We start from the raw sequence: 15100 nt of genomic DNA, 5'->3' as shown, positions 1-15100 counted from the left end.
GTTTGGCGGTTGGTGACGGGCGCCGCCACGCGGCGCGCATCCTGCCAATCAAAGCAGACTCTATGCCATTGGTCGAGGCCATGCGAAATCCGCCGTCAGGCCTGCTGCCCGCACAACGGTTGCTCGGCTGGCGCCGCGCCACCGTGGGCATAGAGATAATCGCGCGTGAGCGGTACGGCATCGCGCTGGTGCGCCAGCTGGATCTGGAACACCATCAGCCGACCGTGGCGAAACGCCATTTCGGCGCCGGCCAGATAGAACTCCCACATCCGGCAAAACCGCTCGTCGTAGAGAGCCCGGGCGCGGTCGCGCTGGGCCTGGAAACGATCGAACCAGTGCCGCAGCGTCTCGGCATAGTGCAGGCGCAGGATTTCGACGTCGGTCAGCCACAGGCCGCTGCGTTCCACCGCGGCCACCACCTCGGACAGCGCCGGACAATAGCCGCCGGGGAAAATGTACTTGCGGGTCCAGGCGTTGGTGTCGCCGGGTGGATCGGCGCGGCCGATGGCGTGGATCAGGGCAACGCCGTCGGGCGCGAGACGCTCGCCCAGCTGCCGGAAAAAGCGCGTGTAGTGCGAGACGCCCACGTGTTCGAACATGCCGACCGAGACGATGCGGTCGTAGAACCCGGTTTCCTCGCGGTAGTCGCGCAACGCGAAACGCACGCGCGGGCTCAGCCCCTCCGATTCGGCACGGGCGCGTGCCACCTTGAGTTGCTCGGCCGACAGCGTCAGCCCGGTCACGTCCACGCCGTCATGGCGCGCCAGATCCAGCGCCAGGCCGCCCCAGCCGCTGCCGATGTCGAGCACGCGCAGGCCGGGCTGCAGCAGGAGTTTTGCGGCGATATGGCGTTTCTTCAGTGCCTGAGCCTCCTCCAGGGTTTCGTCGCCGCGTGGGAAATAGGCGCAGGAATATTGCCGGTCGCGGTCGAGAAAGAGGTCGTAGAGCGCGTCGGACAGGTCGTAGTGATGGGCGACGTTGCGGTGCGCGCGCCGCGCCGGGTTGAACTGGTGCAGCCAGCGCAGGGGACGGCCCACCGCGGCCAGGAGCCGTTGCAGCGGCATGCGCGCGATGCCCTCGGCGCACTGGTTGGCCAGGGCCAGAAAGTCGCGCAGGGAGCCCTGCTCCACGGTGAGCTGGCCATCCATGTAGGCCTCGCCAGTGGCCAGTTCGGGATGCAGCAACAGCCGTCGGGGCAGAGCGGGATCGCGCAGCCGGATCGCCACTTCGGGTCCGCCGCCGGGACCGAGGCGATGGGCATGGCCTTGAGGATCGATGAGTGTCAGCCGACCTTGGGTCAGCGCGGGGTCGAGAATGCGGGACAGCAGCATGATGTACCTCCCGGGGCAGAATGAAGACGCGGCTGGGCGCCGCATCGGGGCAGGGCCGCCCGTCTGCCTGACGTTACGCGGGTGGCCATCCTGGCCCGGCGACCGTCAATGAGTCATCCATTCGTCTGTCAAGTCCGCTAAATTTTAACGCCGGATGCGATCGATGGAAGGGGCCGTCCGGTGATTCATCCCTCCGCCGGGAGCGGCGCGGGACCGCCGCCGAGGGTGCGATACAGCGATACCGCGGCGCTGAAGCGCTCCAGCCGCGCCGCGACGGCGGCGTCCTCCGCCGCGATCAGGCTGCGCTGCGCCTCGAGCAGATCGGCGTAGTCCACCGCGCCGGCATCGAAGCGGGCACGCGCGATCCCATAGGCGGCCCGCGCCGCCGCTGCCGCGCGTTCCAGTGCGTCGCTGCGCAGGGCGCTCTGGCGCTGGGCCGCGAGGGCGTCACTGACCTCCCGAAAGGCGGTCAGGACCGCTTGGCGATAGGCGGCCGCCAGTTCCGCGCGGCGCGCCTCGGTGCGGGCCACTTCGCCGCGCAGGGCGCCGCCCCGGAACAGCGGTGCCAGGGCGCTGGCGGACAGCGTCGTGAGTGTGAATGAGGGGCTGCGGGTCCAGGCGCGATCCCAGCCGATCTGTATGTTGGGATAAAGCGCGGCGCGGGCAGCGCCAATGTCGGCGCCGGCGGCCTTCAGATCGGCTTCGGCGCGCTGCAGGTCCGGCCGCCGGGTCAGCAGCGCAGCCGGTACGGTGGGGGTCACGGCCGGTAAACGCAGGACGGCCCAATCAATGGTCGCGGGCGCGAAAGCGGGCGCGGCCACACCCGTCAGCAGCGCCAGTTGGTTGCGCAGGCCGCTCGCGGTTTGCTCCCGCGCCGCGAGGGCGGCTTCGGTATTGGCGACCACGGTGCGTTGTTGATCGCGCTCCAGCGCGGAGGCGCGACCGGCCTCGAAGCGTGCTTCCAGCACGGCCAGGATGGCATGCGCCGAATCGAGATTGGCCTGCGCCAGACGAATCTGCTCCAGGGTGGCGGCCAGTTCGAGCGCTGCCTGCGTTACCTCGGCACTGGTCAGCAGGCCCAGCGCCTGCAGGTCGTAGCGGCTGGCCTCGATCCGGCTCTGGGCCGCGGCCCGGGTGGCGGCGACCCGTCCGAACAGGTCCAGTTCATAGGCGGCGCTGAGTTGCGCCGTGGTCCGCGTGCCGGTCTGGGTGCTGCCGGAAATCGTGGCGCTGCCGCTGCGATCGGCATCGGTGAATGCCAGCGAGGCGTTCAGACTCGGCCAGCGCGGTGCACCGGCAATGACGGCCGCGGCGCGGGCCTGATCGATGCGGGCGACGGCCGCCGCCAAATCCTGGTTGGCTGCCAATGCCTGCTCGACCCAGCCATCAAGGACGCGACTGCCGAACCCGGTCCACCACGCGTCGGCAATGCCCGCGTCGCCGATTTCGGTGTGCGCCCAATGCGCGGGCACGGCGACGGCGGGACGCTGGTAAGCCGGCATCAGGCTGCAACCGGCCAGACTCAGGAGCAGCAGCAGCGGAAACAGTCGGTCCATAGCGTCATTCCGAGGCCAGCGCCACGACGGGATCGAGGCGGGCCGCCTTGCGCGCGGGCAGGTAGCCGAATAGCAGGCCGGTCCCCACCGCGCTCAGGAAGGCCAGTACCGCCGGCGGCATGGTGAAACGGATCTCGACGCCGGCGAAATGCAGCGCGATGCCGATCAGATGGCCGAGCACGAGGCCGACCACGCCACCGACCGTGCAGACCACTGCCGATTCGGTGTTGAACTGCAGCAGGATGTCGCGCATACGTGCCCCGGTGGCCATGCGGATGCCAATCTCGCGGGTGCGCTCGGTCACGCTGACCAGCATGATGTTCATCACGCCGATGCCGCCGACCAGCAGCGAAATGGCGGCCACCGAGCCGAGCAGCAGCGTCAGGGTGGTCTGGGCGCTGTTGACGGTCTCCAGGATGGACGCCATGTTGCGGATACGAAAATCCTCGGTGCGATGCCGCGTGATGAGCAGTTGCCGGATCGCTTCCTGCACCGCATCCACCTGGGTTACCTCGGCGACCTTGACGGTCACGGCGTTGACGTAGTTGCGGCCGAACAGGCGCACCTGGGCGGTGGTGATCGGCACGAAGATCACATCGTCCTGATCAGTGCCCCAGGTTGAGGCGCCCTTTTCGCCCATGACGCCGATGATCTCGAACGGCACGTTCTTGATCAGCACGAATTGGCCGACCGGATCGTCGCCGCCGGGAAACAGCAGCCGCGCTACGGTCTGGCCCAGCACTGCCACCGGGGCGTAGCTGCTCAGGTCGCGGCGGGTGAAGAAACTGCCCCGCACCACGGGCCAGTCGCGCAGCGCCGGCAAATCCGCGCCGACGCCCTGTGCCGTGGTGAGGTAGTCGATGGCCCCCACGCGCGCGGTCAGCCGGCCGCTGCGCTCGGGAACCACCAGTGAGACGCCGGGCAGCGCGGCAATGGCATCGGCGTCCTGAGGCGTCAGGGTGACGATATCGCCGCTGCCGCGCAGGCCCGGTGCGCCGGGACGGATCACCAGCAGATTGGTGCCCATGGCGCTGATCTGCTGCAGCACCTGCTGCTTGCCGCCCTCGCCCACCGCCAGCATCACCACCACCGAGGCAACCCCGATCACGATGCCCAGCAGGGTCAGCGAGGTGCGCAGAAGATTGGTACGCAGTGCGCGCAAGGCCATTTTCACCGCTTCGCCCAGATCCGGAACCAGACCGGTACCGTCGACGGGATGGCGATCCGGCGCGGGCCGCTCCGGCACCGCTGGCGGTGATGTTTCGGTGAGCCGGCCGTCGGTGATGTGCACGATGCGCTGGGCATGGGCGGCCACTTGGGCATCGTGGGTGATGACGACGATGGTCCGCCCTTCGGCATGGAGGGTCTTGAGCAGATCCATGACTTCGGCACTGCTCTTGCTGTCCAGTGCTCCGGTGGGTTCGTCGGCGAGGATCACCGGCGGATCGTTGATCAGGGCGCGGGCAATGGCCACCCGCTGTTGTTGACCGCCCGACAATTGGGCGGGCCGGTGGTCGGCGCGATCGGTCATGCCCAGCCGGGTCAGCAGCGCCTGGCCCCGGGAGGTGCGTTCCGTGGCCGGCAGACCGGCGTACAGTGCCGGCATTTCGACGTTTTCCAGCGCGCTCGCCCCGGCCAGCAGGTTGTAGCGCTGGAACACGAAACCGAAGGTCTGTCGGCGCAGACCGGCCAGTTCGTCGGCGGACAGGCCAGCCACCGACCGGCCGAGAATCCGGTAATCGCCGTCGTCGGGCCGGTCGAGGCAGCCGATCACGTTCATGAGCGTGCTCTTGCCCGACCCCGAGGGCCCCATGATGGCGACGAACTCGCCGGGCCAGATCGAGAGCGAGACCGCGTCGAGCGCGCGGACTTCAGTGTCTCCCGCCTTGAAGCGGCGCACGATGTCGCGCAATTCCAGCAGTGGCGGGCCGGCCATCGTCAATGCACCGCCCCGGCCGCCATACCACGCGTCCCCCCCGCGACGCCCGGCGTGACCTGCGCGGTCAGCGCCACCGAATCCCCGGGGGTGAGACCGTCGCGAACCTCGGCCTGGGTGCGGGTCATCAATCCGATGTGGACCACGGTCCGTTCCAGCCGATCATCGATCTGGCGCATCACCTCATAGGCTTCGCCCCGATCGCTGTCCTGCGCCGGCAGGCGCCGCCCGAGCGCCGCGGCGGGTATCACCGGCACATCCTCGGCGCTGGCCACGTGGAAGAACATCTGCGTACTCATCCCGTTCATAAGCTCGCCATCGCGATTGTCCACATCGGCCAGCACGTTGTAGAGCACCACATCGTTGATGACTTCCGGTGTGGGCAGGATCTGGCGCACGACCGCCTGCCAGCGCCGGTTCAGCGATCCCAGCGTGGTGAACGAAACGTCCATGCCGGGTTGCACGCGCGGTACGTCGGCCTCGGCCACCTGGGCCCGAACCGTCATGGTGCCCAGGTCGGCGATCTGCAGGATGACCGGCGCGGTCTGGTTGGCGTTGAGCGTCTGGCCTTCGCGCGCGGTCTGGCTCGCCACCGTTCCGTCCATCGGCGCATAGATCTTGGTGTAGCCGAGATTCGCTTCGTCACCGGCCAGGGTCGAGCGAGCCTCCTCGATCTGCGCCTTGAGTGAGGCAGCCCGCGCTTCGGCGACGCGCAGGGTGGATTCGCTCTCCTCCAGTGCTTCGCGGCTCACGGCGTTCTTGCTGATCAATTGGCGATTGCGGTCGCGTACCTGTCGCGCGTAGACGATCTGGGCCTGTTGCTCGGCGAGCTGGGCCTCGAGCGAAGCCAGCCGTGCGCGGTCGGCCTCGACCCGGGCGGCATAGATGCGCGGGTCGATCTCAGCGATGAGCTGGCCGCGACGGACCCGGTCGCCGATCTCCACATGCAGGTCGCGCAGCTGCCCGGAAACCTGCGCGCCGACATCGACGTATTCCTTGGGCTCCAGCTTGCCCTGTGCGGTGATGAGTTCGACCAGATCGGCGCGTTCCACGGGCACCAGGACCGGGTCGGCGGGCGCTTCGCGGCGCCACAGATGGACGGCGTATCCCATGCCGGCCAAGATGAGCAGCACCAGCAACAGGGCGGCGAGTCGGCGCGGCGCGGTTCGCATCACAATGACAACCTTCGATTCGATTCAGATCGGCCCCATGCCGGCTCAGACCAGCTCGATGCGGTCCTTGCGGCCGTCCATCAGCGCGTGGATCAGGGTCAGATAGTCGCGCAACTGACGGGTAATCAGGAAGTTCTGCCGGACGAATTCGCGGGCCTTGCCGCCCATCTCGGCGCAAAGCGCCGGGTGCTGATGCAGATAGCGTACGCGCAGGGCGGCCCCTTCGGGCGTACTGACCAGAAATCCGGTGTGGTGGTTGATGACTTGCAGGCGAATGCCGCCGGTGTTGCCGCCGATCACCGGCTTGCTCTTCCACATCCCTTCGGTCACGGTCAGTCCGAACCCTTCGCGCAACGATTTCTGCAGCACGAACTGCGCCGAGCGCTGCAGGGCGTTGATGGTGGTATGGGCATCGGGCGGAAGCAGCAAGACCTTGATGTCGTCATCGCCCCCGGCCGCGGCGCGCACATCGGCCAGGACGGCCTCACCTTCTGGGTCGTCGTCCGCAGCGCCCCCTGCCAAGGCCAGTTGCAGGCGGGGCATGAAGGTCTTGGCCAGGCGGTAGGCCGCGATGACGCCGAGCGGATCCTTGAAGCGGTCGTAGCGCGAGACCTGCAGCATGAGCGGACGTCCCGAATCGATGCCCTGCTGCGCGCAGATCGCTTCGGCGCGCTCGGCCGGCAGGTCGATGTTCTTTTCGCTCAATGGATCGATGCTGGGGGGAATCAGGTAGATCGGGTGCGGCAGGCGCTGGGCGAAATCAGCCAGGGAAAAAACGCTGGCATCGTGGTCGGCGACATAGCCGCGCAGGAAGCGCCATACGGCGCGCTGCGGATGGCTGGCATCGATATGACAGCGCCAGATCCATTTGCCACGACGATCGGGCAGATGGCGCAGCAGGCCGACCGGCTGCGGATCGTGGATGAAGACCACATCCGCCTCGCGCAGCACTGGGCCCAACATCTCGGCATTGCGCGCCGTGGTGTCCTCGAAGGCGCGCATCAGGGTCTCGGGCACGGGTGCCGGATTGCCCTGCATGGCGTTGTGGATGGCCTTGGTGCATTGGTAGAACGACTCCTCGCCGGTAATCACTTCCCAGCGGGTGTCGATTCCGAGCGCTTCCATCAGCGGGACGAGCTTGTGAAGGATTTCGGCAACCCCACCGCCGGCGCGCGTGGAATTGACGTGCACGATCTTCATCCCGCGAAGCGGCGCGGCCAACTGGATCAGATGCTGCACGACATCGCTGCCGGCAACTTCGGCATAGGCGGTGAGCAGGGAATTCATCGGGCGTCCATCGTGAAGTAGGCGGAGACCACGCGCGCATACTGATCGCGCAGATCTTGCAGGGAGGTGAAGTACGGGTCGATCTGACTGAGTTCTTCACCCAGACCGGCGTGACCGTCGATCCAGGTGCGGAAATCATCGACGCCCTGCGTGGGTCGGCTGCGCGCATCGATGACGTGGTAGTACATGCTGCCGAGCGACAGTTTGGGCAGGAGCTCGACGAGCTCATGGGGTTCCGAGAGCCGTAAGCCGGTATCGAAGACGACCAGCTGGCCGCGCATGAAGTGAAAGCGTTGATCGCGCGGAGCCCATAGCGGCCCGCTGATTTCGTCGAGACGCTGCTCGACCACCTCGAGCACCTCTTGGCGCAGCGCTTCGGTATCCACGAAGTCCGCCGGATCGATGACCGCCAGACGCTCGGCCAGCGGCAGGTCGTGCAGGGCATGACGGACCCAGGCGGCGAAATCGTTGTTGAACTCCGGGTCGTCGAAGCGCGCGCGCAGCAGGCCGCCCCAGAAGTGGTGGTAGACGCTATCGGTGGGGACTGCCAATAGGCCTTCGTAGAGGCCCTGCAGGCTCTGCGCATGGATCCCGGTGGCGAGGACGACCAGGGCGCAATCTTTCACGATGAATGCGTTGCGTTGTTCAGGCATGGCTCGCTGATGGCATGGCGGGCGGAACGGCTGCTGGCGGTGTGACCGGCGCGGGTGGTCGAAAGTTCAGCTCCGCTCACGGTATACCAGTCACAGGACAGACTGATTCGGTCAGCGGCCCGACGCGACATTTCCTGAGGATTGCTGGACCGGTGGCCTGACCGGGCTTGCTGGCGCCGGTCCGTTCAGGCGGGTTCGGCATGATCGGGCCGCGGCGGTGCGGCGTGTTGGATCCGTGATGCCCCGCCAAGGGGGCGGACGTTGCGGCGCCCGCGATGGTACTGTGCGGGAATCGAAGCACCAGACCGGGCCGACGATGACCGAACATGACGAGTTCTACGCGGACATTCACCAGGGTTATGACTTCAAGGGCCCGGCGCTGGTGCTGGGCGGCGCCATGCGCGAGGGCGCCGCGGTTCGCGATCTGCCGGTGAAGGTACCCCTGCGTACGCTCAATCGGCATGGCCTGATCGCGGGCGCCACCGGCACCGGCAAGACCAAGAGCCTGCAGGTGTTGGCCGAACAGCTGTCCGCCCTGGGCGTGCCCAGTCTGCTGATGGACGTCAAAGGCGATCTCTCGGGCATCGCCATGCCGGGCACGCCGCACCCCAAGATCGACGAGCGCAGTCAAGCGATCGGCGTGGACTGGAAGCCGACCGGCTATCCGGTCGAACTGCTCAGTCTGTCCGATGAAAAAGGGGTCCGCCTACGGGCCACGGTCAGCGAATTCGGCCCGGTCCTGTTCAGCCGCATGCTGGGACTGAACGATACCCAGGGCGGGGTCGTGGCGATGGTGTTCAAATACAGTGACGATCGCCAGTTGCCGCTGCTCGATCTCAAGGACTTCAAGAAAGTCCTGCAGTTTCTCGGGAACGAGGGCAAGGCTGAGATCGAAGCGGAGTACGGCCGGTTCAGCTCGGCCACCGCCGCGACGATACTGCGCAAGGTGGTGGAGCTCGAGCAGCAGGGCGCCGAAGCGTTCTTTGGCGAGCTGTCGTTCGACGTCGCGGATCTTTGCCGGATCGACGAGAACGGGCGCGGCGTCGTGAGCGTGGTGCGCCTGACCGACATCCAGGACCGTCCGAAGCTCTTCAGTACCTTCATGTTGCAGATGCTGGCCGAAATCTATGCGGCGTTTCCCGAAGCTGGCGACCTGGCGCAGCCCAAGCTGTGCATTTTCGTCGACGAGGCGCATCTGGTCTTCCAGGAGGCCAGCCCGGCGCTGATGCAGCAACTCGATGCCATCATCAAGCTGATCCGTTCCAAGGGCGTGGGTCTGTTTTTCATTACCCAGAATCCTGCGGATCTGCCCGAGAGTGTGCTGTCCCAGCTCGGCTTGAAGGTGCAGCATGCGCTCCGGGCCTTTACCGCCCGGGACCGCAAGGCCATCAAGCTTGCCGCGGAAAACTACCCGATCACCCGATGGTATGAGACCGAAACGCTGCTGACCGCCTTGGGCATCGGCGAAGCTCTGGTCAGCGTGTTGAACGAAAAGGGCATTCCCACGCCCTTGGTGCACACGCTCATGCGAGCGCCCGAGTCGCGCATGGACATCCTGACGCCGGTGGAGATCGAGCAGCTCGTGGCGCGCTCGGCGCTGGCAGCGGAATACAATCAATCCATCGACCGGGAAAGCGCCTACGAAATCCTGACGGAGAAAATCCAGGCAGTTCAGCAGCGCCCCGAAGCCGAACCCCAGGAAGCGGTGCGGCCCCGCGCCCGCGGTAAGGCCGAAGCCGGCATGCTCGATCGCGTGCTCAACAGCACGACGACGCGACAGATTGGCCGCACAGTGGCACGCGAGCTGACCCGGGGCCTTCTGGGTGCGCTGGGGTTGAGTCGCGTTTCCCGGCGGCGGCGAAAGACAGGTTGGTTTTGACGCGACTGCGGGAGCAAGGCGCGCTGGCCGATGTCCGGCGCTGCGCCCCAGATCCGGCCTGGGCCGAACGGCCCGTCACCCCAATGTGCGTCCGGCTCAGCCCGGCGGATCGGAGGGAACCCGCATGCCCAGCGTGCTGATCGAGGTCCGAAAGCAGTACACCCCGGATCAGGAGATTGCCTTGATGGCGGCCGTTCACACCGCGCTGTGCGAAGCGTTTCAGATCAAGACGACCGACCGGAACGTTCGGCTGATGGTCCATGCGCCTCATCGCTTTGCCTGTCCGCCCGGTCGGAACTATCCCGAGCGCTATACGCACATCAGCATCGATGCCTTCGCCGGTCGCTCGCTCGATGCCAAGCGCGCACTTTATCGGACGATCGTCGATGGCCTGGCGCCGCTGGGCATTCCCAGGGACCACGTTAAAATCCTGCTCCGCGAAATTCCGCGCGAGAACTGGGGAATACGCGGCGGCCAGGCTGGCTGCGATGTCGATTTGGGCTTCAAGGTGGACGTGTAAGCGGTTCAGCGCAACAGGGGGCGGTGAAAGCCGATCGGCGCGCACCGCTTTTTCCAGGGTCCCGATTCAAGGAGGCAGGCGGATGAACGCGCACGAAAAGCTGAACTATGTCGAGTTTTGCGCCCATGATCTGTTGAAGACCAAAGCGTTCTTCGAGGCGGCATTCGGCTGGTCTTTCGTGGATTACGGGCCCGATTACGCGGCCTTTTCGGATCAGGGCATCGATGGCGGATTCTACCGCGGCGCATTGAAGTCGACCGTCGAGGATGGTGGCGCCTTGCTGGTGTTCTACAGTGCGCACCTCGAAGAGACGCTGGCCAAGGTCCGGTCTTGTGGCGGCCGGATCACCAAGCCCGTGTTCGTGTTTCCCGGTGGCCGGCGTTTCCACTTTGCCGAGCCCAGCGGAAACGAATTCGGCGTCTGGTCCGACACGGGCAGCTGAGGGGGGCTCGAGAACGGGTGGGTTGGCGCCGCCGGTCGGGCGGCCAACGCGCCGCGTCCGCGCAACCCGATTGCTGTTCCGGATCAGTTCAGCTGCCGGTGCCCGGTCGCACAATGGGCCGAATGGCGCGCGAGGAGGCAGACCTGAAATGATGCAAGATTCCGATCGATCCGCGGCGATTCCATTGTTCGCGCTGGGTTTTCGGCCTTTTTTCCTTGGCGCGGCGGCGTTTGCCGCGTTGGGGGCGGCGCTGTGGGCGGCGGCTTATCTCGATTGGCTGGGCGATTTCGCGCCGCGTGGGGGCTGGTTGGCGTGGCATCTGCGCGAGATGCCCTTCGGCTTTGCGTGTGCGGTGATCGCCGGGTTCGTTCTGACGGCGGTACAGAACTGGACCGGGTCGCCCGGTCTGCGCGGCGCGCCGCTCATGGGCCTGTTCGGCCTGTGGGTCGCGGCACGCATCGCTTGGTTGTGGCCGGCCATTCCGGTGGCCTGGGCGATGGCGGCGGAGCTGTTGTTCCTGCCGGCGGTGGCGGTTCGGGTGGCGTGGCAGCTCAGGCGTGTTCACCAGCGTCGCAACTACCCCCTGGTTGGGTTGCTGGTCTTGCTCGCCATGGCCGATGCGATGGCCTCGATTGCCCAGCTCCAACAGGACTTCGTCTTGCTGCGCCAGGCGGCCTGGGCGGCGTTGTGGCTCATCGGCGCGGTCATCGTTCTGATCGGCGGGCGTATCATTCCCGCGTTTACCGCAAACGGGTTGGGACTTGCGGCGCCGGTGTCCGAAGCGCCGTGGTTGCCGCGCAGCGCGATCGTCAGCCTGCTGCTGCTCGCGATTCTGGCGGCGCAGGGAATCGCGCTGGCCCCCGATCCGCGTTGGGTGCCGCTGTTCGGTGTGATCACCGCTGTGCATGGCTGGCGCGCTGCACGCTGGTTCCATCCGGGGATCTTGCGTGTGCCCTTGCTGTGGTCGCTGCATCTCGGCCACCTCTGGCTGGTGGTGGCCCTGGGGGGACTCACGGCCTGGCATGCGGGGCTTCTGGCCAATGGGGGCGCGGCGCTGCATGCCTTCACCATCGGCGGTGTAGGTGGTCTGATTCTCGCCATGATGGCGCGCGTGAGCCTTGGCCACACGGCCCGCCCGCTCTCCCCGCCTGGACTGATGACGATTGCCTTTCTGTTCGTGGCGCTGTCCGCCGGCGTCCGTGTGGCCCTGATCGGCCCCGCGCCGCGTTTCGCCGTGGCCGTATCGGCCGGGTTCTGGTGTGCCGGTTTCCTGCTGTTCATCGGGTGTTATGCACCCATGCTGTTCCGTCCGCGCCTCGATGGCCGGGCGGGGTGAGCGCGCTGCCGGTCTCACTTTACAGAACCGTCGCTGTCTGAAATGGTCTGTCATGCGCCCCTCGACTTCCGATCGGGGGTATCGGCTCGCGAATGAGGAACCGGCATGACGTTCAAGCGTATTTTGGAACCGGGACGAAACTGCTGGCGGCTGGAAGCAGCCGAACGGGTGGCGTTCCTGATCGACGGGCAGGACTATTTCTCGGCTTTGAATTCCGGCTTGCGGCAGGCCCGCGAGACGGTGTTTCTACTGAGCTGGGATATCTACAGCAGTCTGTGCCTGGTTCCCGCCGAATCGGAGGACGGCGTGGAATCCTGTCCACCGCTGCGAGATCTGCTCAATGGGTTGGCGGTGCGGCAGCCCAATCTGCGCGTGTTCATGCTGAACTGGGACTATTCCCTGTTGTTGGGGCGCGGGCGGGAGCGGCTGATTCGCTACAAGCTGGATTGGAGTACGCATGAGCGCGTCCGTTTTCGCCTGGACGGCTTTTGTCCGCTGGGCGCCGCGCACCACGAAAAGGTCGTGGTGATCGATGATGGCCTGGCTTTCGTCGGCGGGATCGACCCGGCGCGCGGCCGCTGGGATACCTCCGCACACCGGGTGGATGATCCGCGCCGCTGCGCAGCCGATGGATTGGGCGGCAGGCCCCATCACGACGTTCAGATGATGGTGAGCGGGCCTGTGGCGGGAGCGCTGGGTGAACTGGCGCGGGAACGATGGCAGCGGGCCACCGGCGAAGACATCGAGGTAGATGAGCCGCCGGTCGGCCGGCCGGCCGACTTTCCGTGGCTGGAGGGGATCACGCCGGAGTTGACCGATGTCCAGGTGGCGATCAGCCGGACGCGTCCGCAATATGAAACCCAGGCGGAAGTCCGCGAGATCGAGCGGCTCTATCTCGACAGCATCGCTGCGGCGCAGCAAAGCATCTATATCGAGAACCAGTACCTGACCGTCGATGCCATCGCCGCCGTATTGGCCGAGCGTCTGCAGGCCCAGGATGGACCGCAGGTCGTGATCGTCCTGCCGCGCAACACCGACGGCTGGCTCTCGCAGCAGTCGCTGGACCAGATGCGCATCCGCATTTTGCAGAACATCCGCCAGGCGGATGTGCATGACCGCCTGGGAGTCTATTACGCGGACATTCCCGGGCTCGGATTGGATCAGTCCATCCGTCTGCACAGCAAGCTCATGATCATCGACGATCGCTTCGTCCACATCGGCTCGTCCAATCTCAACAACCGCTCTATGGGGCTCGACACCGAATGCGATCTGGCGATCGAGATGACGCCCGAGGAGGCAGCGACGCAGCCGGGGATCCGGGCGCTGCGCAACCGGCTCCTGGCCGAGCACCTCGATACCACGCCCGATCTGGTGGACGCCGCCATTCGACACCACGGTGGCTTGCGGCATGGGATCGAGGCGCTGCGGGGCGAGGGACGGAGCCTGCGTCCGCTGGAACCCGAGTTGCCGCCCTATGAGGAAGGCTGGCTGACGCGCCAGGAGATCTGTGATCCGGAGCGGCCGATCGAACCCGAAGCGCTGGTGCAGGAGCTGTTTCCAGCCGCGGCGGAGCCGCAGTCGTCCTCCGCGGTCACGCCGCGTCGCCTGGCGGTCGGCGCGGCGCTCGTGGCGCTCGTGGCACTGGGATTGGCATGGCGGTTCACCGCGCTGGGCGAATGGCTCGAGCCCGAACGGATGCGCGCGGCGGTCGAATCGGTGGCCCGGCTGCCATTGGCGCCGCTGTGGCTGGTTCTTATTTTCGTGGTGGCCAGCCTGCTCATGGTGCCCGTCACCGCGCTGATCGTCGCCACTGTGCTGGTGTTTGGTTCGCTGACCGGATTCGTCTATGCGTTGACCGGCACGCTGCTCAGCGCGGGCATGGGTTATGCCTTGGGGGTCTGGTTGGGCGGGCGCGGCCGCTGGCCGATCGCCCACGACCGAATCGAGGCCATTGCCCAGCGCATCACGCGCAATGGGGTCATGGCCGTAGCGACGGTGCGGATCGTGCCCGTGGCGCCCTTTGCGGTGATCAACCTGGTGGCCGGGTCGGTCCGGATCCGTTGGCGGGATTATCTGCTGGGCACGGTGATCGGCATGGGGCCGGGGATCGCCGCCCTGGCGTTCTTCACCGATCGATTGCGAGCCAGCCTGCGCAATCCCGATGGCGCCACGCTCCTCACGCTGGCGGCCAGTGCCCTGGTGCTGCTGGGTGTCGGCTGGGGGCTCAATCACTGGGTGAAACGGGTGCGGGGCACGCGCGATCTGACGGATCGATAGTCCGATGGCCGCATCCGTGCCACTGCGGGTGGCGAGCTACAACATCCATGGCTGCGTGGGGACCGATGGGTGCTTCGACCCGGCGCGTGTCCAGCGCCTGATCGATCGGATCGATGCCGACATTCTGGCCTTGCAGGAGGTGGAAACCGATCACCATGGGGATGACGTGCTGGGGTGCTATCGGCAAAGTCCGGACTGGCAGGTCATCTCCGGTCCGACCCTGCTGCGCGAACAGGGACAGTACGGCAATGCACTCATTACGCGGCTGCCCGTGCTCGACTATCACTTGATCGACCTGAGTGTGGGCGGGTTCGAAGCCCGCAGCGCGATTCGCGCGGTGCTGGGGTATCCAGGTTGCCGGCTGGAAGTCATGGCCACCCATCTGGGACTCAGTCCGGCCGAGCGTCGCGAGCAGGTCCGCACCCTGCTCGGCGTGCTGCAGACCGGCACCGGCGAGGTGGATGCCAGCATCCTGCTGGGGGACTTCAATGAGTGGTTCCTGTGGGGGCGGCCCTTGCGCTGGCTGCATCGTCATTTCGGCAGCCGGGGTGCAACGCCGGCCACCTTTCCGTCGCGGTATCCGTTGTTCCGGCTGGATCGGATCTGGGTTTCACCGCCGGCCCGCTTGACCGGAGTCCGAACGCTGCGCACCTCCCGCGCGCGGCGCGCGTCCGATCATCTGCCGGTGATCGGCGAGGTGCACATCTGATG

At 66.5% G+C, this 15100-nt stretch carries 12 protein-coding genes; 6 read left to right on the top strand and 6 right to left on the bottom strand.

Annotated features, from left to right (window positions below):
* Positions 1-95: 95 nt before the first annotated feature.
* The 6 genes from E4680_RS01470 to E4680_RS01445 form a co-directional block, all read right to left on the bottom strand.
* Positions 96-1331 carry an SAM-dependent methyltransferase gene (locus E4680_RS01470; RefSeq protein ID WP_135280588.1) on the bottom strand — a complete coding sequence of 412 codons (1236 nt, stop codon included), beginning with the start codon at positions 1329-1331 and terminating at the stop codon, positions 96-98.
* Positions 1332-1516: 185 nt separating this feature from the next.
* The gene (locus E4680_RS01465; RefSeq protein ID WP_135280587.1) at positions 1517-2887 is read right to left on the bottom strand and encodes an efflux transporter outer membrane subunit; all 1371 of its coding nucleotides are present in this window, start codon (positions 2885-2887) and stop codon (positions 1517-1519) included.
* A 4-nt stretch (positions 2888-2891) separates the two neighbouring features.
* Entirely contained in the window at positions 2892-4787 is a 1896-nt protein-coding gene (locus E4680_RS01460; protein ID WP_240696066.1) for a MacB family efflux pump subunit, read from the bottom strand.
* 38 nt (positions 4788-4825) lie between these two features.
* On the bottom strand, positions 4826-5995 hold the full coding sequence (locus E4680_RS01455; RefSeq protein WP_205688698.1) for an efflux RND transporter periplasmic adaptor subunit: 1170 nt from the start codon (positions 5993-5995) through the stop codon (positions 4826-4828).
* A 45-nt stretch (positions 5996-6040) separates the two neighbouring features.
* Positions 6041-7282, bottom strand: coding sequence for a glycosyltransferase (locus E4680_RS01450; RefSeq protein ID WP_135280585.1), 1242 nt, complete (start codon positions 7280-7282; stop codon positions 6041-6043).
* Complete coding sequence (locus E4680_RS01445; RefSeq protein ID WP_135280584.1) at positions 7279-7935, bottom strand: DUF5752 family protein; 657 nt, start codon at positions 7933-7935, stop codon at positions 7279-7281. The genes E4680_RS01450 and E4680_RS01445 overlap by 4 nt, the downstream gene beginning before the upstream one ends.
* Positions 7936-8251: 316 nt before the next feature.
* On the opposite strand from E4680_RS01445, the gene E4680_RS01440 reads away from it, so the two are divergent.
* The 6 genes from E4680_RS01440 to E4680_RS01415 all read left to right on the top strand — a co-directional run bounded on the left by E4680_RS01440 (position 8252) and on the right by E4680_RS01415 (position 15098).
* On the top strand, positions 8252-9814 hold the full coding sequence (locus E4680_RS01440; RefSeq protein ID WP_135280583.1) for a helicase HerA-like domain-containing protein: 1563 nt from the start codon (positions 8252-8254) through the stop codon (positions 9812-9814).
* A gap of 124 nt (positions 9815-9938) precedes the next feature.
* Positions 9939-10334, top strand: coding sequence for a tautomerase family protein (locus tag E4680_RS01435; RefSeq protein ID WP_135280582.1), 396 nt, complete (start codon positions 9939-9941; stop codon positions 10332-10334).
* 82 nt (positions 10335-10416) lie between these two features.
* Positions 10417-10776, top strand: coding sequence for a VOC family protein (locus E4680_RS01430; RefSeq protein ID WP_135280581.1), 360 nt, complete (start codon positions 10417-10419; stop codon positions 10774-10776).
* A 148-nt stretch (positions 10777-10924) separates the two neighbouring features.
* Positions 10925-12112 carry an NnrS family protein gene (locus tag E4680_RS01425; RefSeq protein WP_205688697.1) on the top strand — a complete coding sequence of 396 codons (1188 nt, stop codon included), beginning with the start codon at positions 10925-10927 and terminating at the stop codon, positions 12110-12112.
* 105 nt (positions 12113-12217) lie between these two features.
* Complete coding sequence (locus tag E4680_RS01420) at positions 12218-14389, top strand: VTT domain-containing protein (protein ID WP_135280580.1); 2172 nt, start codon at positions 12218-12220, stop codon at positions 14387-14389.
* Positions 14390-14393: 4 nt separating this feature from the next.
* A complete protein-coding gene (locus tag E4680_RS01415) occupies positions 14394-15098 on the top strand; it encodes an endonuclease/exonuclease/phosphatase family protein (protein WP_135280579.1) in 705 nt (234 codons plus the stop codon).
* Positions 15099-15100: the final 2 nt, after the last annotated feature.

The organism is Candidatus Macondimonas diazotrophica (assembly GCF_004684205.1).
In the GTDB taxonomy this organism is placed as follows: domain Bacteria; phylum Pseudomonadota; class Gammaproteobacteria; order UBA5335; family UBA5335; genus Macondimonas; species Macondimonas diazotrophica.
This window is presented reverse-complemented; position numbering and strand designations above follow the sequence as displayed.